Origin of the sequence: Streptomyces sp. NBC_00554 (assembly GCF_041431135.1) — a bacterium.
In the GTDB taxonomy this organism is placed as follows: domain Bacteria; phylum Actinomycetota; class Actinomycetes; order Streptomycetales; family Streptomycetaceae; genus Streptomyces.
The window spans coordinates 4,432,395-4,454,260 of record NZ_CP107799.1 but is presented as its reverse complement, the minus strand read 5'-3'; the positions used below and the strand labels follow the sequence as shown (position 1 = coordinate 4,454,260).

At 70.2% G+C, this 21,866-nt stretch carries 18 protein-coding genes; 7 read left to right on the top strand and 11 right to left on the bottom strand.

What is annotated here, in order from left to right:
- Positions 1-44: 44 nt before the first annotated feature.
- Positions 45-3,326: an NACHT domain-containing protein gene (locus tag OG266_RS19370; RefSeq protein WP_371547293.1), complete on the bottom strand. Its 3,282-nt coding sequence runs from the start codon at positions 3,324-3,326 to the stop codon at positions 45-47.
- A complete protein-coding gene (locus OG266_RS19365; protein WP_371547292.1) occupies positions 3,323-3,697 on the bottom strand; it encodes a trypco2 family protein in 375 nt (124 codons plus the stop codon). The genes OG266_RS19370 and OG266_RS19365 overlap by 4 nt, the downstream gene beginning before the upstream one ends.
- Positions 3,698-4,250: 553 nt before the next feature.
- Between OG266_RS19365 and OG266_RS19360 the strand changes: the two genes are divergently transcribed.
- Positions 4,251-4,856: a M23 family metallopeptidase gene (locus OG266_RS19360; protein WP_371547290.1), complete on the top strand. Its 606-nt coding sequence runs from the start codon at positions 4,251-4,253 to the stop codon at positions 4,854-4,856.
- 7 nt (positions 4,857-4,863) lie between these two features.
- Here the strand turns inward: OG266_RS19360 and OG266_RS19355 are convergent, their stop codons facing one another.
- Positions 4,864-5,460, bottom strand: coding sequence for a helix-turn-helix domain-containing protein (locus OG266_RS19355; RefSeq protein WP_326721499.1), 597 nt, complete (start codon positions 5,458-5,460; stop codon positions 4,864-4,866).
- Between the two features lie 184 nt (positions 5,461-5,644).
- Here OG266_RS19355 and OG266_RS19350 point away from each other — a divergent pair, with 184 nt between their 5' ends.
- On the top strand, positions 5,645-7,234 hold the full coding sequence (locus tag OG266_RS19350) for an MDR family MFS transporter (protein WP_371547287.1): 1,590 nt from the start codon (positions 5,645-5,647) through the stop codon (positions 7,232-7,234).
- A 407-nt stretch (positions 7,235-7,641) separates the two neighbouring features.
- Here the strand turns inward: OG266_RS19350 and cseC are convergent, their stop codons facing one another.
- From cseC to OG266_RS19325, 5 genes are all read right to left on the bottom strand, one after another.
- Positions 7,642-9,069 carry a two-component system sensor histidine kinase CseC gene (cseC, locus tag OG266_RS19345; protein WP_371547284.1) on the bottom strand — a complete coding sequence of 476 codons (1,428 nt, stop codon included), beginning with the start codon at positions 9,067-9,069 and terminating at the stop codon, positions 7,642-7,644.
- 8 nt (positions 9,070-9,077) lie between these two features.
- Positions 9,078-9,794 carry a two-component system response regulator CseB gene (gene cseB, locus OG266_RS19340; protein WP_329546256.1) on the bottom strand — a complete coding sequence of 239 codons (717 nt, stop codon included), beginning with the start codon at positions 9,792-9,794 and terminating at the stop codon, positions 9,078-9,080.
- A gap of 24 nt (positions 9,795-9,818) precedes the next feature.
- Positions 9,819-10,457, bottom strand: a complete 639-nt coding sequence (locus OG266_RS19335; protein WP_371552867.1) for a hypothetical protein — start codon at positions 10,455-10,457, stop codon at positions 9,819-9,821.
- A gap of 92 nt (positions 10,458-10,549) precedes the next feature.
- Entirely contained in the window at positions 10,550-11,101 is a 552-nt protein-coding gene (locus tag OG266_RS19330; protein WP_266456951.1) for a SigE family RNA polymerase sigma factor, read from the bottom strand.
- A gap of 288 nt (positions 11,102-11,389) precedes the next feature.
- The gene (locus OG266_RS19325) at positions 11,390-12,304 is read right to left on the bottom strand and encodes an A/G-specific adenine glycosylase (protein WP_371547281.1); all 915 of its coding nucleotides are present in this window, start codon (positions 12,302-12,304) and stop codon (positions 11,390-11,392) included.
- 401 nt (positions 12,305-12,705) lie between these two features.
- On the opposite strand from OG266_RS19325, the gene OG266_RS19320 reads away from it, so the two are divergent.
- Positions 12,706-13,533, top strand: a complete 828-nt coding sequence (locus OG266_RS19320) for a hypothetical protein (RefSeq protein ID WP_329546254.1) — start codon at positions 12,706-12,708, stop codon at positions 13,531-13,533.
- A gap of 95 nt (positions 13,534-13,628) precedes the next feature.
- Here the strand turns inward: OG266_RS19320 and disA are convergent, their stop codons facing one another.
- Entirely contained in the window at positions 13,629-14,753 is a 1,125-nt protein-coding gene (gene disA / locus OG266_RS19315) for a DNA integrity scanning diadenylate cyclase DisA (RefSeq protein WP_266830670.1), read from the bottom strand.
- A 71-nt stretch (positions 14,754-14,824) separates the two neighbouring features.
- A complete protein-coding gene (gene radA / locus OG266_RS19310) occupies positions 14,825-16,234 on the bottom strand; it encodes a DNA repair protein RadA (protein WP_371547279.1) in 1,410 nt (469 codons plus the stop codon).
- A gap of 207 nt (positions 16,235-16,441) precedes the next feature.
- Between radA and OG266_RS19305 the strand changes: the two genes are divergently transcribed.
- Positions 16,442-18,313, top strand: a complete 1,872-nt coding sequence (locus OG266_RS19305; RefSeq protein ID WP_371547276.1) for a hypothetical protein — start codon at positions 16,442-16,444, stop codon at positions 18,311-18,313.
- A gap of 33 nt (positions 18,314-18,346) precedes the next feature.
- On the opposite strand, the gene OG266_RS19300 is transcribed toward OG266_RS19305, so the two are convergent.
- Positions 18,347-19,186: a hypothetical protein gene (locus OG266_RS19300; RefSeq protein WP_371547273.1), complete on the bottom strand. Its 840-nt coding sequence runs from the start codon at positions 19,184-19,186 to the stop codon at positions 18,347-18,349.
- A gap of 71 nt (positions 19,187-19,257) precedes the next feature.
- Between OG266_RS19300 and OG266_RS19295 the strand changes: the two genes are divergently transcribed.
- The 3 genes from OG266_RS19295 to OG266_RS19285 all read left to right on the top strand — a co-directional run bounded on the left by OG266_RS19295 (position 19,258) and on the right by OG266_RS19285 (position 21,841).
- Complete coding sequence (locus tag OG266_RS19295; protein WP_266456935.1) at positions 19,258-20,190, top strand: Ppx/GppA phosphatase family protein; 933 nt, start codon at positions 19,258-19,260, stop codon at positions 20,188-20,190.
- Positions 20,191-20,387: 197 nt separating this feature from the next.
- Entirely contained in the window at positions 20,388-21,212 is an 825-nt protein-coding gene (locus OG266_RS19290) for a sugar phosphate isomerase/epimerase (RefSeq protein ID WP_266456932.1), read from the top strand.
- Positions 21,209-21,841, top strand: a complete 633-nt coding sequence (locus tag OG266_RS19285; protein WP_371547268.1) for a TetR family transcriptional regulator — start codon at positions 21,209-21,211, stop codon at positions 21,839-21,841. Before OG266_RS19290 ends, OG266_RS19285 begins: the two co-directional genes overlap by 4 nt.
- Positions 21,842-21,866 lie beyond the last annotated feature (25 nt).

Below are 21,866 nucleotides of genomic sequence, written 5' to 3'. Positions count from 1 at the left end.
TGCCCTGGGACTTCGGTCCTGGGGCGGCCCCTTTTTTTCGTGTGTCAGCACCCAGTGACGCCGGCCGCGATGCCGAAGCGTTCGCCTCCGATGGCGCGCACGGGGGAGGCCTTTGAGAGGGACAGCTGGAGGTCCGGCAGCGAGTGCAGTGGACGTAGATCCACTACCTCACCGCGCCCCTTCGGAAGAAGGCCGAGCAACAGGGAGGAGAGTGCCGGGAACAGCGAGGGCAGGACGGCGGTGTCGCTCCAGTCCACGATCCCCGTGAGCGAAACGTTTGTGACTCGGGGCAGCGGGCGCAAATGGCGCAGGTCGGACAGAGAGTGAACCGATGTGCTGACGTGGGTGATCCGGTCCATCTCGCGTACGCAGTCCCAGAACCTGGTGAGGTACAGCGGGAAGGGCAGGGTGATGTCGGTCAGCGACTCCCATGCCTCAAGGCCTGTCGTGTCCACCAGTCGTTCGACGTGGAGTTCGAGACGGGTGACGGTCGGGTGGACGGGGATGGAGTCGACCGCGGTGAGGTGGGCGGCGGTGAACGTCAGAGACCTGAGACCAGGGACGGCTTGTACGTACTCCAGTGCCTGGGCGGGGAGGTGCTGGAGCTGGAGATCGATGGAGCTCAGAGCAGACATCCGAGCCAGCAGCGAGATGTCCGTGAGCGATGGGCAGGAAGACAGGCTCAGCATCCTGAGGGACTCTGTCTGATCGCCGAGGAAGGCCAGGTCTTCCAGGACCGGCATTCTGAGCAGGGTCAGCATCTGGATCTCCGGGAGCCGCGCTGCCTGGATCTCCTTGGAGGAGAAGGGGCCGGTGAGCCGGAGGTTGTTGGCGCCGGGCAACAGGTGCAGCAAGGACAGCTGCTCTTTGGTGGTCACGGGCAAGGGGCGAGCGGGCAGCCGATGTACGTGTGCGAGCACCTCGCGCGCGTACTCCTCGGCCGGGAAGTTGTCCCACATGCCGTTGAGCCGGTAGATCGCCGCAGGGCTCGTTTGCGGATTGGCGGCGAAGTGACGCGCATAGGGAATGGCCTCGGATCCCCCGATTCTGCCCACAAGGTTTGCGACCGCGTATTGCTGAGCGGCCTCCATTTCCTCGGCCGGGGGCAGGAGCGGCAGGATGTAGGGCCCCAGCCGGACCAGTTGGCCGCCCTCCACCCCAGCGCTGCCGGAGGTGTAGGACGAGAAGAGGTCGGTGATGTGGTCGCGGATGCGGTCGTGCAGATCCGTCTCCAGCCATGCCGCGTGCTCGGAACAGAGGGCGGAGAGTACGAGGAGCTGGGTGCGCAGGCGATCGGAAGAGGCCAGGGCTTCCGCCTTGGCGAGGAGTCCGGTGAGCAACTCCCGGATTTCGCGGCGGCAATGGCCCGACGCCATGAGGATGACGTCCTGCCAGAGTTCGTCGTCGGCATTGCGGACGAGTTCTCTCAGGGAGCCGCTCTCGACGAGTTCCTTTGCGGCGAGGTAGTCCTGGAAGGTGCGGTGGATGAACTGGTAGGAGTTCTCGGCACGTTCCTGGAGCAGACCCGAGCGGTTGAGGAGGTGCGTGAAGATCGCCTCAACGGTGCCCTGGCCACGTACGCGTTCCATGCCCGCCAGGGCGGCTTCCAGCTGGGGGCGGGCCTGGGCGCGGGTGAACTCGGACTGGCCGCAGCGGACCAGCCATACCGCGATGCGCTGGAGGATCTGGTGATGTTCCTCGACTGACATGGTGATGCCGTCCGGTGCTTCCACCCGGCGGCGCTTGTCGCGGTTGCCGAGGAGCATCTCCAGGGCCGACTGGTACAGCTTGAAGCGGGTTTCCGGCAGAAAGCCTTGGAGACGGCGGTGGAGCGCGCAGATCACCGCGCACAGGAGCGGGGTGCGGGCCAGGTCGCTGAGGGCGGCGTTGTGGCGGAACTGCTGGGACAGGTCCTTCTCCAGCTCGCGCAGCAGCTCGTGGTCGTCCTCGTTCAGGCGGGCGGCGCGGTGCCAGGCCTTGATGAACGTCTGGATGTCGTCGTCGCGCATCGGCAGGAGGCGCAACTCCTCGAACTGCTCCGACTCCAGCCAGTCGGGCTCGACGGCGTGCGGTCGTACGGTGGCGACGCAGCGCGTGCCCGGGTAGCGCCGCAGCAGGCTGGACAGCCAGAGGTGGGCTTCGTCGCGGTCGGCCTGCGGGACCTCGTCGAGTCCGTCGACGAGCAGCAGAGCGCGTCCCGCGTGCAGGACTCGGCCCGCCCATCCGTCCGGCGGCTTGTCGATCACCAGCCGTGCGGCGTGCGGGAGTTGGGACGGGGACGGGAAGTCGGCGCGATGGGCGCGCAGGGTCCGCAGGGGGATGACGAGGGGTACCAGGCCGTTGAGCCCGGCCAGGCTGGGGCCGTGGGTGCCCGCGGCGGCGTGGGCGGCCAGCCACCAGACCAGGGTGGTCTTGCCGGCGCCCGCGTCACCGCGCAGCAGGACGCGGGGGCGGGTGGACAGAAGTGTGTCGACGCGCTGCGGGGTGCGGTCCGTCCGGGACGACCGCTGCCGTGTCGTCGTGGTGCTCAGGTTGCGTGCTTCGGCCTCGGAGATGCGGGTCGCCGCCTCCAGGCTCAGATACGCGGTGTCCAGGTCCCATTCGGATTCGCGGCGAGTGAGATCGTCGAGGCCGAAGATCTTGGTGTTGCGGTAGGCGGCGCCGACGGCCTGCGCGTACTCCGTCTCGTACTGGCGGTCCAGCGGATGGTGGTGACTGATCAGCTCGCTTTCCGGCAGGTCGTACGGCATCCGTGGCAGGTCGCTGATCAGGGTGCCCTCGGCGCGCAGGTGGGCACGGCCCCGGGGGATCGACGTGATGATGCCGAGCAGGACGTCGCCCGCGAAGACGGGCGCCCCGGACAGGCCCGCCAACGGGGAAGGGCCGTCGGGGAGTTCGGCGGCGGGCGGCTGGTCGAAGGCGAAGGTGAGGACGGAGCGGGGGCGGGCCGCGGCCGGCAGCACCGTGCCCGCGTACTGATCCGAGGCGAGGTGACCTTCCTGGCCCCGGCGCTGGATGTCCGGGTAGCCGATGATCTCGCACTGCGGGAGCGGTCGGGTGGTGTCCAGGTGGCCGATGCGGACGTGGGAGGTCCAGGGAAGGTCTGCGTCCGCGCGCAGCAGGGCCGCGTCCAGCCCGGGGTGGTGCCAGATGACGTTGGCGGTGATCCGCTCCGGGCTGCCCGGGTGGGCGATCTCAACGGTGGTGCTGCCGCCGATGACGTGGGCGCAGGTGAGGACCAGGCGGCCGTTGAGCGCGACTCCGGTGCCCTGCGTCTCCCCCAGTACGACCACCGCCCGGTCGGCCGGACCGGAGGCCGGATTCATCGGGCCGTGGGCGGGTTGGGCACCTGGCCGAATGCGGAGGTGCTGCCCTGCCGCTCGTTGCCGACCTGCCACGGGGCGTTGGTGCGCGCGTCTCGTGGTGTGAGGGTGAAGGCGACCCGGTGTGTTCGCCCCGTCGCGCGTGAGGTGTCGGCTCCCGCCTCGACGACCCAGGCTTTGACCTTGCCGCCGCCCGTCGACTCCTTGCGCAGTTCGAGGGTGAACTCCATCTCGATGGGGCCGACTTCGAAGGACACGGGCTGGCCCGATGCCCGTGTCGCGGCTTCCATGAGCTGGTCGCGGACGGAGGCGATGGCGTCGGCGAGTTCGATGCCGTCAAGGTCGTTGGTGGTGCGCGGCGCAGTGGCGGTCATGATCCCCCCGGACCTCTCAGGCATGGCGCAAGTAGACCGATTTTACGGGGTGTTGGGCGAGGGGTGAGTGGCTTTTGGGGGGAGTGGGCGAACCGGTCGAGGTTTCATGGCTGAGCGTCGATGACCCCGTGCCGCGTGGCCCCCATCACATTTCCGTGGTCCCGGATTGCGGCACCCGGTGACATGACCCACAGGCGATTTGTCCGTTACTAAGGTGAATAGTGGAGAGGGCTGGGCGGACAAAACGGACCTTTGGGTTAGGGGTCGGGTGGGGCTTCCAAGGCCCCGGGTGGGAGTCGGCGCCCGTGGCCGTTCCCGTGGAGTGCGACCGCTCCAAGTGGGGTTAAACCACCCTTCTGGGAAAAAATGCGGAAGATTCATTACGGGATGGTGCGTCTGTCAAGAACATGGAAGTTTCAGTGTCAAGTACGACCTTCCATCGTAGATCGGCTGTTTGGGGGTCGGTGGGGGCGCGGGTTACCAAGGTGAGGTCCATCCGGTGGGTGTCTGTGCCTCGGGTGGGCTTTCTGTCCCCGTCCCCCGTGAGGTCCTCATGTCGAAGCGCGCTACGTCCCGTCAGTCCCGTACGTCCCTGATCCGCTCGCGGGCGGCCGTCCTGGCCGTCGGTCTCGGCGCCTCGGTCGTGCTGGGCGCCGGGGTCGCGGCCGCCGCGAGCAGCAGCGCCGCCACGGCGGCGAGTGTCACGCAGGTGAAGACCGCTGCCGCCAAGGCCACGGCCGCCACCTGGGTCGACCCGGTGAAGAAGTACACCCTGTCCGCCAGCTTCAACCAGGCCGGCAACATGTGGTCGTCCACCCACTCCGGGCAGGACTTCGCCGTGGCCAGCGGTACCAAGGTTGTCGCCGCGCACGGCGGTACCGTCGTCAAGGCCGGTGCCAACGGCGCCGGTGACGGATCCGCGTACGGCAACGCCATCGTGATCAAGCACGGCAACGGGACCTACTCGCAGTACGCCCACCTGTCGAAGATCAACGTGAAGATCGGCCAGGTCGTAGCCACCGGTCAGCGCATCGCGCTCTCCGGCAACACCGGCAACTCCAGCGGACCCCACCTGCACTTCGAGATCCGTACGACCGCCAACTACGGCTCCGCCGTCGACCCCGTCGCCTTCCTGCGCGCCAAGGGCGTGACCGTCTAAGACGGGGCTACGAAGCGGCAGCGTCTCCGTGCGCCCGCGTCACCAGATCGATCGCGACCTCCAGGACCGCCTTGCGCTTGTCCTCGGGGTCGCCTTCGACGTCCTTGAGGACGAACATCCCGGCGTGCATCGTGAAGAGCGCGCTGACGCAGCGGACCTGGTCGGTCAGCGGTGACTCCGGCTCCCTGATGATGTCGAGCATGCTGTGCATACGGTCCTTGAACGTCTCGCCGATGCTGAGCTCTCGTACCGTCGCCTGGTTCTCCTGCATGAAGCGGAAGAGTGGGGCGGCGCCGGTGAGGGCCTCGCTGTAGCGGCGCAGGACCTCTGTCTTGGTCTCCAGGGTGTGCGGCTGCTGCGCGCCCCACTCGATCAGCTCGTCGAGCGGTCGCGTCAGGTCCTGGAAGAGGCTGATGAGGATCTCTTCCTTGGTCTTGAAGTGGTAGTAGAGCGCCGCCTTCGTGACGTCGAGGTGCTCGGCGATCTCGCGCAGCGAGGTCTTCTCGTAGCCCTGCTCGGAGAAGAGTTCGAGGGCCACGTCCTGGATGCGCTGGCGGGTGTCCCCGCGGCGCTGTCGCTTGATGCCGTCCATGGTGCCGCCCATTCTCGTGGTCCTCGCGCTCCCTGAAAACTTACCGGTCGACCGGCTGGTAAAGCCCAGCAAAACTTACTTGACGACCGGCTAGTTGCGAGGCTACTTTCCCAGTGTAGTCAACTTGCCGGGCGGCAAGTAAGTAGTCGGCGGAGGCAGCTGCATCTGGCGCGGCTGTACCAGGGGAGTGGGAACGATGGCGGACAAGACCGAAGTGGCAGTGGAACCCGAGAAACAACCTCGCAGCGTGCGCGTCGTCCTGTTCGCGCTCATGGTCGCGATGATGCTGGCGATGCTCGACAACATGATCGTGGGCACCGCGATGCCGACGATCGTCGGCGAACTGGGGGGACTTGAACACCTGTCGTGGGTGGTGACGGCGTACACCCTCGCGACCGCGGCCTCCACCCCCATCTGGGGCAAGCTCGGCGACATGTACGGGCGCAAGGGCGCCTTCATGACCTCGATCGTGATCTTCCTGATCGGGTCCGCGCTGAGCGGTATGGCCCAGGACATGGGGCAGTTGATCGGGTTCCGTGCGATTCAGGGCCTCGGCGCCGGCGGTCTGATGGTCGGCGTCATGGCGATCATCGGGGACCTCATTCCGCCGCGGGAGCGCGGTAAGTACCAGGGCATGATGGCCGGCGTGATGGCGCTCGCCATGATCGCCGGACCGCTCGTCGGCGGCACCATCACCGACCACTGGGGCTGGCGCTGGTCCTTCTACATCAACCTGCCGCTCGGCGTCGTCGCGCTCCTCGCGATCAGCGCCGTACTGCACCTGCCGAAGAAGCGGGTCGAGGGGCGGATCGACTATCTGGGCGCGGGGCTGCTGACCGTCGGCATCACGTCCATCGTGCTCGTCACCACCTGGGGCGGCAGCGAGTACGCCTGGGGCTCCGCCCGGATCATGGAGCTCATCGGCATCGGTGTCGCCGCGCTCGTCGGGTTCGTGTTCGTGCAGACCAAGGCCGCCGCGCCGGTCGTACCGCTGCACATCTTCCGCAGCCGCAACTTCACCCTCATGTCGATCATCGCCTTCATCACCGGCTTCGTGATGTTCGGAGCGACGCTCTTCCTCCCGCTCTACCAGCAGTCGGTGCAGGGCGCGTCCGCGACCAACTCCGGTCTGCTGCTGCTCCCGATGCTCGGCGCGATGCTCGTCACCTCGATGGTGGCCGGGCGGGTCACCACCAACTCCGGTCGGTACAAGGTCTTTCCGCTCGTCGGCAGTGTGCTGATGGCGGTGGGTCTCTTCCTGCTCTCGCAGATGGACACCGACACGACCCGACTGACGTCCGGGCTGTACATGGCCGTTCTCGGCGCAGGCATGGGATGCCTGATGCAGATCACCATGCTGGTCGCGCAGAACAGCGTCGAGATGAAGGACATGGGCGTCGCGTCCTCCACGAGCACGCTCGCCCGTACGCTCGGCTCCTCGTTCGGCGTCGCGATCATGGGTGCGCTGTTCAACAACCGGGTGCAGCACGAGATGGCCGAGCGGGCCGGGGCGATCGGGTCCAAGGTGACCGAGCAGTCCGCGCAGCTCGACGCGGCGAGCCTGGCGAAGCTGCCGGCTCCGGCGCGGGAGGCGTATCAGTTCGCGGTGTCCTCCGGGACGCACTCCGCGTTCCTGCTGGGGGCGGTGGTGGCTGTGGTCGCGCTCGCCGCCGCCGTGTTCGTGAAGGAGGTTCCGCTGAAGGGGGCGGGGGCCTCGAAGCCGGCCGAGGAGGGTGCGGCTGGGGACGCCGCGGGGGCGCAGCGGGCGGTTGCAGAGGCCGTCTGAGCCGCGTCCTGGTCCTCCTTGGTCCGAAGGCCCCCGGTGTTGTCCGCCTCGGGGGCCTTCGCCTTTGCGTGTACGGGGGTGGGTGCGGGGTTTCTTCGCCCCCTCCGCCCCTTCCCGTCCCGTTTCTGGGGGCTGCCGCCCCCAGGCCCCCGCATCGCGCTGACGCGCTCGTCCTCAAACGCCGGACGGGCTGAAAGATCTCTCCCCGGCCGGGCTGAAGAGTGCGGCTCCCACGGGTGGGTGGGGGATCGGGATGGTGCTGCCTCGTCGTCGAACGCCGGACGGGCTGAAAGATGTTCCCCGGCTTGGGGTTGAAGAGCGTAGCCCCCACGGGTGGGTGGGGGATCGGGATGGCACTGCCTCGTCCTCAAAGGTCGGACGGGCTGGACGGGTTGAAGGAAGGCTTCCTACGGCAGCATCGGGTAGCTGCCCGTATTCGTCGGTGCGTGTTCCGGTAGCCACAGGACTGCGACTGCGCCCTCGGCGGGGACTTCGTCCGGGGCGCCGGGGGGGCGGATGTTGCGGAAGGTCAGGCGGGCGCCGAGTACTCGGGCCTGGCCTGCTGCGATGGTGAGGCCGAGGCCGTGGCCGTGGCCTGCGCGGTCGGTGCTGCCTGTGCGGAAGCGGCTCGGGCCGTCGGCGAGGAGGGCCGCGGGGAAGCCGGGGCCGTGGTCGCGGACGCGGATGACGCGGCCCTCGACGGTGACCTCGATGGGCGGCTTGCCGTGCCGGGACGCGTTGGCCAGGAGGTTGAACAGGACGCGTTCCAGGCGGCGCGGGTCCGTCGTGACCTCCGACTCGTGCACGACGCGTACCTCGACGCCCGCGTCCTTGGCCGCCACGCGCCGCGACACGAACTCGCCGAGCATGATGTCCTGCAACTCGGCCCGCTCGGAGGCGCCGTCGAGCCGCGCGACCTCCAGGACGTCCTCGACGAGGGTGCGCATGGCCTGGGCGCGGTCGCGGACGAGCTCGGTCGGGCGGCCGGGGGGAAGGAGCTCCGCCGCCGTCAGCAGCCCCGTCACCGGCGTACGCAGCTCGTGCGCGATGTCGGCGGTCACCCGGCGCTCGGCCTCGATGCGCTGCTGGAGCGCGTCCGCCATCGCGTCCACCGCCCGCGCGAGATCGTCGGTCTCGTCGCGTACGACCCCGCTGATGGCGTTACCCACACGTACGTCGGTGTCGCCCTTGGCGACCTGGTTCGCCGCCGCCGCGGCCTTCCGCAGCCGGCGCGACAACTGGCCGCCGATGAGCACGCCGAGCGCGCTGCCGCCGAAGACGACCGCGATCGAACCGATGATCAGCGCCTGGTCGAGGTCGGTCATGACGTCGGTGTTGCGGTCCGTGAAACCGGTGTGGAGCGAGAGGACGCGGCCGTCCTTGAGCGGTACGGCGGCCCAGATGTCGGCCACCCCGCTCGCGTTGTCCGACACGTACGTGGCCCGCCGCCCCTGCGCGACCTTCGCCAGCAGGTCCTTCGGGATGGCCGGGTCGTCGACCTCGACCCCGAAGGCCTGCGTCCGCCCCGACTCGTACATGCGCTGCGCGACCTGGATGCGCTCGTCCGCCAGATCGCGCGAGTTGTCGAGCATCGACACCCGCGCCGCGTTGTGCACGACCAGGCTCAGCGCGATCGCCACCAGCGCACCGACGAACGCGATTGCGGCGCTGAGCTTCCACCGGATGCCCGTACGAATGCCCCCGGCCCTCGCCGTGCCCCCGGCCCTTGCCGTGGCACCACTGGTCCTCGCCGTGCCACCCGCCCTCGCCGTATCGCCGGCCGCGCCCGTTCCTCTGGCGCCGCCCGGTCCCCGGCGTCGAAATATCCCCCGCATACCCCTGCTCAGGCCTTCAACTTGTAGCCGAAGCCGCGGACCGTCTCGATCCGGTCCTGGCCGATCTTCGTACGCAGCCGCTGCACATGGACGTCGACGACGCGGGTGTCACCGCCCCAGCCGTAGTCCCACACGCGTTCGAGCAGCTTGTCACGGCTCAGCACCGTGCCGGGAGCCGACGAGAACTCAAGGAGCAGCCGCATCTCGGTGGGCGTCAGCGCCACCGGCGTACCGCCTCTGCGGACCTCCATGCCTTCGGTGTCGATCTCCAGGTCGCCGTCGCCGAAGACGAGCACGCCGCCGGCTACCGGGGCCTGCCCCTCCGCGGCCGCGCCGTTGGCCGAGCCGCTCGCGTGTCCGAAGCGGCGCAGTACCGCGCGGATACGGGCGACCAGGACGGCGCCGTCGAAGGGTTTGGTCACGTAGTCGTCGGCGCCCGCCTCCAGGCCCAGGACGACGTCGATCGAGTCGGCGCGCGCGGACAGCATGATCACGGGGACGGTCGACTCGTCGCGGATACGGCGGCACAGGCTGACGCCGTCCAGGCCGGGCACCATGACGTCCAGGAGCGCGATGTCGGGGCGGTTCGCGCGGAACGACTCCAGGCCCGACAGGCCGTCGGGCATCGCGGTGACCGCGAAGCCGTCGCGCTCCAGCGCGAGTTGGGTGGCCTCGCGGATGACGTCGTCGTCCTCGACGAACAGGACGTGGGTCTGTTCTGCCATCCGCTGCTCTGCCATCCCTTGCTCTCAGCTCTGGGCCGGGGTGGGCACGTCCGCGCCGCCCACCGCTTTGCTGTAGTCGTTGTGGGTCCGGGACTCCTCGGTGAAGTGGGTCGCGGACCAGGCGTAGGTGATCACTTCTTCGCTGGAGGGATACGACACCGGGTCGCCCTTCGCGTACAGCTGCTGGGTGACCACCAAGTCCCCCCGGTCGATCTCGGCGTAGACCGGAGGCTCCTCGGCCTTGAAGACGTTCTCGAACCTGCCGTCCTTCTCGCGGTACACGTACGAACCGACTCCGACGGCATCGGCACAGGTCATCACGTTGACCACGACGTCGTTCGCGGATCCCCCGGTCAGATTCCCGTAGGACACGTCGACCGGGTACTCGTCGGCGACGCAGGGCTTGAGGGCACTCTTGACCGCGGGACTGACCTCCGGGTCGTCCTGGACGAGCTTGACGGCGTCGACGCGTTGGGGCGCCTTGGTCGCGGAGGCAGCGGCGGAGGCGGCGGAGGAGGTCTGCACCTTGCCGGCCACGGCGTCGCTGCCCGCCGGGCCCTCGTCGCGGGCGCCCGTGCCGCCCGTCGCGCAGGCGGTCAGGAAAAGCCCGAGGGCGGCGAGCGCGGCAACCGCCGCACTCCCCGCCTTGAGGACCTGCTTCAGAACCTGCCCGGTCGTTCTGGCCTGTCCGGTCGTTCTGGGCTGTCCCGCCGTTCTGGGCTGTCCGGCCGACCCAGCCCTCCTGGCCCGATTTTCTAGGCCGCGCAACGCTCCCGCTCCTCACTCGGTTCGAGCGCGCGTGCGCCGCGCTCTTCGTAGTCGCGGTTCTCCAGCTCCTCGCGGAGCCGGGCCAGCGCCCGGTGCAGCGTGCTCTTGACCGTCCCGGCCGACATACCGAGGGCGGCAGCCGTCTCCTCCGTGGACATCTGCTCCCAGTGTCGCAGCACCACGACGCTGCGCTGCTTCGGAGCCAGCACCTTCATGATGTCCATCAGCAGCGCGCGGTCCGCGTGCTGCTCGGTGGAGTCGTCGACGGAGGCGTCCGGCAGCTGCTCGGTCGGCACCTCTTCGAGCTTCCGGGCCCGCCACCACTCGGTCCGCGTGTTGATCATCACGCGCCGCAGGTAGGCATCGGCCAGCCGCTTGTCCGCGATGCCGTCCCAGCGGCCGTACGTCCGTACCAGCGCGGTCTGCAGCAGGTCCTGGGCGTCGACGGGGTCGGGGACCAGGCGGCGGGCACTGCGCAGCAGCGCGTCCTGCCGAGTGCGGACGTACTCCTCGAATTCGAGCACCTCGCCGTGCGCCATGATCAACCGCCTCCATCCCCGTGTCCGACCTGCCTGCTGTCGCCTGCCGCCGGTGGTCCGTTGCCTGAGATGAAGCTACGGAGGGGTTGTCACGGGGTTGTCCGAGACAGCATGCGGGGAACGCTCGGCTGTCCGTCGGTTGTGTAACGGATGTAGGAGGTGGGTAAGACGAGGTGCTGTTATGTCCCGGTTGAAATTGTTTTGCCGTGCCGGTTACGTCAGTTACGTCAACCGGCCACGGCTGTCACGTCAATCGGTCACGGCCGTCGCGTCAACGAGTCACGTCGGTTACGTCAAGGGGAGTCGATACAAACCGCCCGGGAGCGGCTCCACGAGCCCGTCGGCGACGAGGCCGTCCAGCGCGCGGGCCCGCTGAACCGGCTCGTCCCATACGCGGTCCAGGACGGACTGCGGGACCGGGGCTACGGCCTCCCTGAGTACGGCGAGGAGCTTGCCGCGGACCTGGCGGTCCGTACCGGCGTACGTCTGGCCGCGGCGGGGCGGACCCTCGTGCTCGGGCTTGCCCGCCAGCCGCCATGCGCACTGCGCCGCGATCGGACAGCGGTCACAGTTCTCGTTCTTCGCCGTGCAGACGAGTGCGCCCAGCTCCATGGAGGCGGCGGCCCAGCGGGACGCCGTCCGCTCGCTGTCGGGCAGCAGCGCACGGGCGAGCTTGCGCTCCGCCGCGGTCGTCGCGTTCGGGGGGTACCGCACGCCGGTGACCGCGCGGGCGAACACCCGTCGTACGTTCGTGTCCAGTACGGGGTGGCGCTGGCCGTACGCGAACGAGGTCACCGCCGCCGCCGTGTACTCGCCGATGCCGGGCAGCGCCAGGAGCTGTGCGTGCTCCGCGGGTACATCGCCGGCGTGCCGTTCCGTTATGGCCACCGCGGCGCCGTGCAGGCGCAGTGCGCGGCGGGGGTAGCCGAGGCGGCCCCAGGCGCGGACCGCTTCGCCCGGTGCCTCCTTGGCCAGGTCGGCGGGGCGGGGCCAGCGGGCCAGCCACTGCTCGTACACGGGCAGCACGCGGTTCACCGGCGTCTGCTGCAGCATGAACTCGCTGACCATCACGCCCCAGGGGCCGGCGTCCGGGCGGCGCCACGGGAGGTCGCGGGCGTGCGAGTCGAACCAGGCGATGACGGGGGTGTGGAGGGGCTCGCCGGGGGCGGTGGACTGGGCGGTGGGCTTCGTGGGTGCAGTCATGACGGGGTCGATCCTGCCATGTTGGGGGTGTCTGGGGGCGCTTGCCGGTGCCGGGTGGATGGGGTTGGGGTGGGTTTTTTCGCCCCCTCCGCCCCTACCCGTCCCTTGTTCCTGGGGCTCCGCCCCAGACCCCGCTCCTCAAACGCCGGAGGGGCTGGATTGTGCCGGGCGGGGCTAGAAGTTTTTAGCCCGTCCGGCGTTTGAGGACGAGCGCGTCAGCGCGATGCGGGGGTCTGGGGGCGGCAGCCCCCAGGAAGCAAGGGACGGGTAGGGGCGGAGGGGGCGAAAAACCCAACCCCACTGCCGCGTAAGCGCGTCGGCCAGGATGATGATCCGGAAAAGTTGACCCGGGGCGGCGGGTGGGGCAAGCACCGCGACGGATCTCTCGTACAGTTTGCGCCGTGGGATCTATGCGCAATCCGGTCGGGCCGCTCCCCTCCACGATCTACTGGCGTCGGAGGGCCGTTCTGCTGTCTCTGGTCGCTGTGTTGGCGCTGCTCATCGTGTGGGTGGTCGGCACCGGCGGCGGAGGCGGGACGAACAACGGAGACGGGTCCAATGGGAAGAACCCCGTGTCCACGATCACGCCGGGGCCTTCCGGCTCCGGCCCGGCGATCAGCCAAAACCCGGGCGGGCGCGACGAGTCGACCGCCGGCACGGGCGACAGCGGCTCCGGCGACGGATCCGACGGCGGCTCCGGCGATGGTTCCGGTTCCGGGTCCACTTCCGGTTCCGGCGACTCCGGTACGAGCAGCGGCACCGGCTCCGACGACGGTTCCAACGGCGCCGGAGGGTCGGCGGACCAGATCCCGGCCGGATCCACCCTCCCCAACTGCACCGCGAGCGCCGTCAAGTTGACGCTGCGCAGCGTGCGCAACACCTACGCGCCCGGCGAGAAGCCCACGATCGAGTTCACCGCCAAGAACTCCTCCGGCAGCGACTGCAAGGTCGACCTCGGCCCGAAGAACACCGTCCTGACGATCACTCAGGCCGGCAGCGACGACGACATCTGGTCCTCCGACGACTGCCCGACGGGTTCCGGTAGTCTCCTCTACCGCGTCGCGGCCAACGGGCAGGTGACCCACACGGTGGAGTGGGACCGCAAGGCCAGCGCCCCCGAGTGCGCCACACCGCCCGCGCTTTCGGCAACCGCGGGCACGTACCTGGTGGAAGCACAGGCGCCCGGCCTGACGAAGGCACAGACGTCGTTCGTACTGTCCAAGGACTGAGCTCAAGGGCTGAACTCTCCAAGAACCGAACGGCACCAAGCGCGGGCCGAACGGCACTGAGCGCGGGCCGAACGGCAGCAAGCGCGCGCCGTACGTCAGACGTACCGCTCCAGGATCGACGACTCCGCCAGCCGCGACAGACCCTCACGGACGCTGCGCGCCCGCGCCTCGCCCACGCCGTCGACCGTCTGGAGGTCGTCGACGCTGGCGGCGAGGAGCTTCTGCAGGCCCCCGAAGTGCTCCACGAGGCGGTCGATGATCGCGCCGGGCAGGCGGGGCACCTTGGCGAGGAGGCGGTAGCCGCGCGGGGAGACGGCGGAGTCCAGCGCCTCGGGGGAGCCGGTGTAGCCCAACGCCCGTGCCACCGTGGGGAGTTCGAGCAGCTCGGCGTGGGTGAGCGCGTGGAGCTCGGAGAGCGCCTCGTCGACCGTGCGGGAGCGCTTGGCGGTCGGCTCGGGCACGTAGTCCCGTACGACGAGTTCACGCTCGGGTTCGACGCCGGCGATCAACTCGTCGAGCTGGAGCGCGAGAAGGCGCCCGTCGGTGCCGAGCTCCACCACGTACTCGGCGATCTCGGTGGCGATCCGGCGCACCATCTCCAGCCGCTGGGCCACCGCCGAGACATCGCGGACCGTGACCAGGTCCTCGATCTCGAGGGCCGACAGGGTGCCCGCGACCTCGTCGAGGCGGAGTTTGTAGCGCTCCAGGGTCGCCAGGGCCTGGTTGGCGCGGGAGAGGATCGCGGCGGAGTCTTCGAGGACGCGGCGCTGGCCGTCCACGTAGAGGGCGATCAGGCGCATCGACTGGGAGACCGAGACGACCGTGAAGTCGACCTGCTTGCTCACCCGGTCCGCGGTGCGGTGCCGGGTGCCGGTCTCCTCCGTCGGGATGGTCGGGTCGGGCACCAGCTGCACGCCCGCCCGCAGGATCTTGGTGATGTCCTTGTCGATCACGATGCCGCCGTCGAGCTTGCACAGCTCGCGCAGCCGTGTCGCGGTGAACTCGACGTCCAGCACGAAGCCGCCGGTACACATCGCCTCGACGGTCTTGTCGGACCCGAGCACGATGAGTCCTCCGGTGTTGCCGCGGAGGATCCGCTCGAGCCCGTCGCGCAGGGCCGTGCCGGGTGCCACGGCGCTCAGTGCGGCGCGCATCAGGCCATCGGCACCGGAGCTCCCACCGGACTTTCCGGGAGCTGCTGCCCGGTCGTTGGCTGCCACTGCACTCCTCGGGTCGCGGGGGGTTTCCGGCCGCCCTTGGTTCGTACGGATGGGCGAGACCAGGGCAAAGTCTACCGGCGCTCTTCCTCCTCCCGTGGGGCCTCTCGACGACGCGACCTCGGCAGGACGCTCAGCGCGGCTCCCATGTCGGCGACTTCCAGGACCTTCATGCCGGGAGGGATCTTGCCGGGATCGCTCGGGACGAGGGCGTGGGTGAAGCCGAGCCGGTGGGCTTCGGCGAGCCGGCGCTGAACGCCCGTGACCCGTCTGACCTCCCCGGCGAGCCCCACTTCGCCGATCGCCACGAGGTTCTTCGGCAGCGGGGTGTCGCTCGCGGCGGAGGCGAGGGCGAGCGCGATCGCAAGGTCCGCGGCGGGCTCGGAGAGCTTCACTCCGCCGACCGTGGCCGAGTAGATGTCCCGCTTTCCCAGGGCGGTGATCCGGCCGCGCTGCTCCAGGACGGCGAGCATCATCGAGACGCGGGAGGTCTCCAGACCGGAGGTCGTACGCCGCGGGGAGGGGATCTGCGAGTCGACCGTGAGCGCCTGCACTTCGGCGACCAGGGGGCGGCGGCCCTCCAGAGTGACCGTCAGACAGGTGCCGGGGACCGCCTCCGCGCGGCGGGTCAGGAACAGGCCCGAGGGGTCGGCCAGTCCCGTGATGCCCTCGTCGTGCAGCTCGAAGCAGCCGACCTCGTCCGTCGTCCCGTAACGGTTCTTGACCCCTCGTACGAGCCTGAGGCGCGCGTGCCGGTCGCCCTCGAAGCTCAGGACGACGTCCACGAGGTGTTCGAGGAGGCGGGGGCCCGCGATCGCGCCGTCCTTGGTGACATGGCCGACGAGGAGGGTGGACATGCCGCGCTCCTTGGAAGCGCGGATGAGCGCACCGGCGACCTCCCGGACCTGGGCCATGCCGCCCGGCGCACCGTCGATCTCCGGGGAGGCGACGGTCTGTACGGAGTCCACGATGAGCAGGGACGGTTTCACCGCGTCCAAGTGACCGAGAACGGCGGCCAGATCGGTCTCGGCGGCGAGATAGAGATGGTCGTCGATGGCCTTGATGCGGTCGGCGCGGAGCCGCACCTGACTGGCCGACTCCTCCCCGGTCACGTACAACGTGCGGTGCTCGTCGCTCGCCGCCTTGGCCGCCACGTCAAGGAGCAGGGTGGACTTGCCGACGCCGGGCTCGCCCGCGAGCAGGACGACCGCGCCGGGTACGAGACCGCCGCCGAGGACGCGGTCCAGCTCGGGCACTCCGGTGGAGCGCGCGGTGGCCTGGCGGCCGTCGACCTGCCCGATGGGGACCGCGGACGTGGTGACCCGGCCCGGTGCCGTCGTACGGACAGCGGGCACGCCGTACTCCTCGACCGTCCCCCACGCCTGGCACTCGGAGCAACGGCCGAGCCACTTGGCCGTCTGCCAGCCGCACTCGGTGCAGCGGTAGGACGGTCGGTCCTTCGCGGATTTCGTACGGACAGCCATGAACCGAACCGTAGCCGAGGCCACTGACAGCGCTGTCGGCGCTGTGCGCGAGGGGCGCCCGGCATGGCATTGCCATCGCCGCCCGTGCAGGCCCAGGCCATGGAATGGGAGGTTCCTGTCCCCTTTTGAGGGATCGTTTCACCCGTACGGATTAAATGTACTCAAGGGGGAGGAAGGGGCCACCGATTGGCGCCTACGGTCGCACGGGTGATGAGCAGTAGTCCGGAGACCTCCACGCACACCACCGGCGCACACCGGGCGCACGGAGACGCGCGCAAGCGGGCGGCCGCGCCCCGTGGCGCGTCGACCCGCACCACCATGGCTCAGCGCCCACCCGCGCGCTACGAGCCCTATCTGGACGGCCTGTTCACCTACTGCCTGTCTGTCCTGTGCGACCACGACGCGGCGACCGCCGCCCTCGGGGACGTACTCGCGCTGGCCGAGCGCCGGGGCGCGCGCGCCCCGGAGGCCGCGGGCGACCGCAGGGCCTGGCTGTACGCACTGGCCCGCTGGGCCTGTCTGCGCAGGCTCGCCGAGACAAGGCGCAGGCGCCAGGGAGCCCACGCCTCCGTCCGGGGGCGCGCGAGCCACAAAGGCGCCTCCGGGAGCGACCCCACGCCCGCGCGCAAGACCAAGCCGACGGGCAGGACGCGGCACAAGGCGGCGGACAAGGCAGCGGACAAGGACGCCGCCGACCGGCGCGCGGCCGAGGCGCTGAGCGCCCCCGTCTCCGAAGAGGCCCAGGCGCAGCGCCGGAGCGAACTCGCCCTGCTGGCCTGGCCGGAGGCCGCCGGCACCACCCCTGAGCAGCGTGAGGCGCTCGAACTCGCCGTGCGCCACCAGCTCGCCGCCCACGAGGTGGCCGCCGTCCTCGGCATGGACCTCGCCTCCGCGCGCGAGCTGCTCGGCTCCGCCGCCTGCGAGGTCGAACGCACCCGCGCCGCGCTCGCCGTCGTGGAGACCGGCACCTGCCCGAGCGTCGCCCGCCTCACCGGCGACAACCAGCTCGTGCTCGGCACCGCCCTGCGCCGGGAGCTCGTCCGGCATGTCGACGACTGCCCGCGCTGCCGCCGTACCGCCGAGCGCGCGGTCCCCGGCTCCTGGCCCGGCACCAGCGTCACGCCCGCCGCGCTCCCCGTCCTGGAAGCCCCCCGCGCCGCCCTGCACGTCGCGATGGCGCACGTCCCACGCGCGCGGGGCAGCGCTCCGCGCTTCGACCGGCGCGGTTTCCCGATGGACCCCAAGGACCGCGCCGCCCGAAGGGACCGGCTACGCGCGCGTGCCGTCACGACCACCGTCGTCGCCACCGTCGTCGCCGCCCCCGTACTCGCCCTCTGGGCGGCCTACCGGGGCGGGCCCCTCACCGGCGAGGGCACGGACGGCCGCTCGGTCACCGCGAGCGAGGCGCAGGACGCCGACGGGATCGACGGCATCGACGGCGAGGGGGCGGGCGGCTACCAGAACGCGGGCAACGCCAGCACCGACCCCGACGCCCGATTCACCAAGGGCAGCCGCTCGCCCGACGTCTCCGTGGAGGTCATCAGCGCCCCCGGAAGCAGCCAGGCACCCGGCGCGGGACAGCTCTCCGTACTGGCCGGCAACAGCGGCGACACGACCCTCATCACGCTGACAGCGTCCGGGAGTTCACCGGTTCACTGGGCCGCGCACACCGGCGCCCACTGGCTCTACCTGAGCCAGTCCTCGGGAACCCTCGCCCCGGGCGAATCGTTGACGATCAAGGTGTACGTCGACCATCTTCGCGAGCCGGTGGGCCCCTGGAGCGCGCGGGTGTCGATCGCACCGGCGGGCTCCATGGTCACGATCGAGGGTTACGGGACCGCACGCCCGACCAACCCCGGCGGGCCCGGAAACCACCACCCCGGCCCCCGCCCCACCACCCCGACCCCGTCCGACCCCGACCCCACGCCGAGCGACCCGACTCCGTCCGACCCGGATCCCACGCCCAGCGACCCGACCCCTTCCGACCCCGAGCCCACGCCCACCGACTCGGCGCCCTCCGACCCCGGGGGCTCGACCCCGCCGCCCGGCGACAGCGGCGACCCGAGCCCGTCCTCGTAACCCCGGCGTCCGCCGGACCTCAGTGCCGGTGCCTCAGTGGACCGGGTCGGCCGGATGCGGCGCCAGCAGGGGCAGCTGCGAGGACAGCCGCTCCTCGCAGAGCTCGACCAGCCGGTCGTACCCCGCCTTGCCCATCAGCTCGACCAGCTCCGGCCGGTACGAGACGTACACCGGATCGCCCGCGCCGTGCGCCGAGGTCGCCGACGTGCACCACCAGTGCAGGTCGTGGCCGCCAGGACCCCAGCCGCGGCGGTCGTACTCACCGATGGACACCTGGAGCACGCGGGTGTCGTCGGGCCGGTCGATCCACTCGTACGTCCGTCGCACGGGCAGCTGCCAGCAGACGTCCGGCTTGGTCTCCAGCGGCTCGCGGCCCTCCTTCACGGCGAGGATGTGCAGCGAGCAGCCGGCGCCACCCGCGAAGCCGGGCCGGTTCTGGAAGATGCAGGACCCCGTGTACGGACGGGTCTGCCGGTCGCCGTCCTCGTCCTCCGAGACCCAGCCGGTCTTGGTGCCCACGTCATGGTGCTGCCAGACATCCGGCGTGAGCCTCGCCACATGGCCGGCCACCCGCTTCTCGTCGTCCTCGTCCGAGAAATGGGCTCCGAGCGTGCAGCAGCCGTCGTCGGCGCGACCCGCCTGGATGCCCTGGCAGCCGCTTCCGAAGATGCAGTTCCAGCGAGAGGTCAGCCATGTCAGATCGCACCGGAAGAGCTGCTCGTCGTCGGCGGGATCCGGAAACTCCACCCATGCGCGAGCGAAGTCGAGCCCCTTCTCGTCGCTCTTGTCCGGAGACTTCGTGGACTTGGTGGCCTTCGCCTGCGAAGAACCCTTGGCCGATTTGTCGGGCTTCGCCTTTTTCGTCTTTGGCACTTGTCCAGGGTAAGTCGCTCAAGGCCGCTCCGGGGACGGCCGGGGGTCGAACGCGCAGTAGCGTTCCGTATATGAGACTCGGTGTCCTCGACGTGGGTTCGAACACGGTGCATCTGCTGGTGGTGGACGCGCACCCCGGTGCACGACCGCTGCCCGCGCACTCGCACAAGGCCGATTTGCGGCTTGCCCAACTGCTCGACGCGAGCGGGGCGATCGACCCCGAAGGCGTCGACAAACTGATCGAGACGGTCCAGGTCGCCCTGGAAGCCGCCGAGGACAAGGGCGTCGAGGCCCTGTTGCCCTTCGCGACCTCCGCCGTGCGCGAGGCCAGCAACGCCGACGACGTACTCGCCCGCGTCAAGGCCGAGACCGGCGTCGAGCTCCAGGTCCTCACCGGCGCCGAGGAGGCCCGGCTCACCTTCCTCGCCGTCCGCCGCTGGTTCGGCTGGTCGGCGGGCAAGCTGCTCGTCCTCGACATCGGCGGCGGGTCCCTGGAGATCGCGTACGGCATCGACGAGGAGCCGGACGCCGTCGCGTCGCTGCCGCTCGGCGCGGGCCGGCTGACCGCGGGCTGGCTGCCGAACGACCCCGCCGATCCCGCCGACATCAGAGCGCTGCGCCGCCATGTCCGGGCCCAGATCGCCCGTACGGTCGGGGAGTTCAGCCGCTTCGGGGCACCCGACCATGTGGTCGCCACCTCCAAGACCTTCCGCCAGCTCGCCCGCATCGCCGGCGCCGCCCGCTCCGCCGACGGCCTCTACGTGCAGCGCGAGCTCAAGCGCCGCTCCCTCCAGGACTGGGTCCCCCGCCTCGCCGCGATGACCGCCGACGAGCGCGGCGAACTCCCCGGAGTCTCCGAGGGCCGCGCCGGCCAGCTCCTCGCGGGCGCCCTGGTGGCCGAGGGCGCGATGGACCTCTTCGGCGTGGAAACCCTGGAGATCTGCCCCTGGGCACTCCGCGAGGGCGTGATCCTCAGACGCCTGGACCAGATGGCAACGACGTAGGCGGGCCATCGGGGCATCGGGGCCGCGCCCCGATAGGGGCGCGGGGAACTGCGCGACCAGCCACACACGACCGTCAGCCGCGTACAGAGAGCCCCCGCAGCGGCGAACAGGCGGCCAAGGCCGGGGGCTCCAGCGGCCCCCGGCCAAAGCCCACCACCCCCGCCAAACCGCCGGAGGCAACCCGTACGCTGTCCCTCGTGGCAGAACCAGTTGTGCGCATCCCGGATGCGAAGGTCGCGCTGTCCACGGCGTCCGTGTATCCGGAGTCGACGGCGACGGCCTTCGAGATCGCCGCGCGCCTCGGGTACGACGGCGTCGAGGTCATGGTGTGGACCGACCCCGTCAGCCAGGACATCGAGGCGCTGCGCAGACTCAGCGACTACCACCAGGTTCCGATCCTCGCCGTCCACGCTCCCTGCCTGCTGATCACCCAGCGCGTGTGGTCCACCGACCCGTGGATCAAACTCCAGCGCGCACAGGCGGCGGCCGAGAAGCTCGGCGCAAGCACGGTCGTCGTACATCCGCCCTTCCGCTGGCAGCGCCAGTACGCCCGTGACTTCGTCACCGGGATCTGGCGGATGGCCGACGAGACGGATGTACGGTTCGCTGTCGAAAACATGTACCCCTGGCGCTATCGCGACCGCGAGATGCTCGCGTACGCACCCGACTGGGACGTGACGAAGGAGGACTACCGTCACTTCACGATCGACCTCAGTCACACGGCGACGGCCCGCTCCGACGCCATGCACATGATCGACCGCATGGGCGACCGCCTCGGCCACGTCCACCTCGCCGACGGCAACGGCTCCAACAAGGACGAGCACCTGGTGCCCGGCCGCGGCACCCAGCCCTGCGCCGAACTGCTGGAGCGCCTCGCGCTCACCGGCTTCGACGGCCATGTCGTCATCGAGGTCAACACCCGCCGCGCGATGTCCAGCGCCGAACGCGAGGCCGACCTGGCGGAGGCCCTGGCCTTCACCCGGCTCCACCTCGCCTCCGCGGTGAAGGTGCCACGCCGGTGACGGCCGCCGGCCCGCAGGACGCCGCCGCCCCCCGACGCAGGGGACGCCCTTCCCGTACGGAGACGGAGGCGGCCCCCGCCACCCGTGACCGCATCCTCGACGCGGCCCGCGAGGAGTTCTCCGAGCGGGGGTACGAGAAGACGTCGGTGCGCGGCATCGCCAAGGCCGCGGGTGTGGACTCGGCGCTCGTGCACCACTACTTCGGCACCAAGGAGCAGGTCTTCGAGGCGGCCATCGAGATCGCCGTCGCGCCCGCCCTGGCCGCGTCGACGGCGGTGGGGGACGGCCCGCTGGACGGTGTGGGCGAGCGCCTGACCCGCTTCATGTTCGGGGTCTGGGAGAACCCGACGACCCGTACGCCGTTGCTCGCGATCGTCCGCTCCGCCTTCAACAACGAGGCCGCGGCCGCCGTCTTCCGCCGCCTCCTCGTCGCCCAGCTGATGCGCCGCGTCGCGCAGCAGCTCGACTTCCCCGACGCGGAACTGCGCGCCGAGCTTGCGGCGGCCCAGCTGGTGGGGATCGCGATGCTGCGGTACGTGATCAAGCTGGAGCCGCTGGCCTCGGCGGACGTGGAGCGGATCATCGAGCGGGTGGCGCCGGTGGTGCAGGGGCATCTCACGGCGCCGTGACGGCACCGCAAGCGCCCACGTAAAC

Excerpts from the sequence above, each read along its gene's own strand:
- OG266_RS19295 (WP_266456935.1), top strand. The coding sequence starts at position 19,258 with ATGAGACTCGGTGTCCTCGACGTGGGTTCGAACACGGTGCATCTGCTG.
- OG266_RS19330 (WP_266456951.1), bottom strand. The coding sequence starts at position 11,101 with ATGGCGCACGGCGAGGTGCTCGAATTCGAGGAGTACGTCCGCACTCGG.
- OG266_RS19325 (WP_371547281.1), bottom strand. The coding sequence starts at position 12,304 with ATGACTGCACCCACGAAGCCCACCGCCCAGTCCACCGCCCCCGGCGAG.
- OG266_RS19350 (WP_371547287.1), top strand. The coding sequence starts at position 5,645 with ATGGCGGACAAGACCGAAGTGGCAGTGGAACCCGAGAAACAACCTCGC.
- OG266_RS19360 (WP_371547290.1), top strand. The coding sequence starts at position 4,251 with ATGTCGAAGCGCGCTACGTCCCGTCAGTCCCGTACGTCCCTGATCCGC.
- radA (WP_371547279.1), bottom strand. The coding sequence starts at position 16,234 with ATGGCTGTCCGTACGAAATCCGCGAAGGACCGACCGTCCTACCGCTGC.
- OG266_RS19355 (WP_326721499.1), bottom strand. The coding sequence starts at position 5,460 with ATGGGCGGCACCATGGACGGCATCAAGCGACAGCGCCGCGGGGACACC.
- cseC (WP_371547284.1), bottom strand. The coding sequence starts at position 9,069 with ATGCGGGGGATATTTCGACGCCGGGGACCGGGCGGCGCCAGAGGAACG.
- OG266_RS19370 (WP_371547293.1), bottom strand. The coding sequence starts at position 3,326 with ATGAATCCGGCCTCCGGTCCGGCCGACCGGGCGGTGGTCGTACTGGGG.
- cseB (WP_329546256.1), bottom strand. The coding sequence starts at position 9,794 with ATGGCAGAACAGACCCACGTCCTGTTCGTCGAGGACGACGACGTCATC.
- OG266_RS19365 (WP_371547292.1), bottom strand. The coding sequence starts at position 3,697 with ATGACCGCCACTGCGCCGCGCACCACCAACGACCTTGACGGCATCGAA.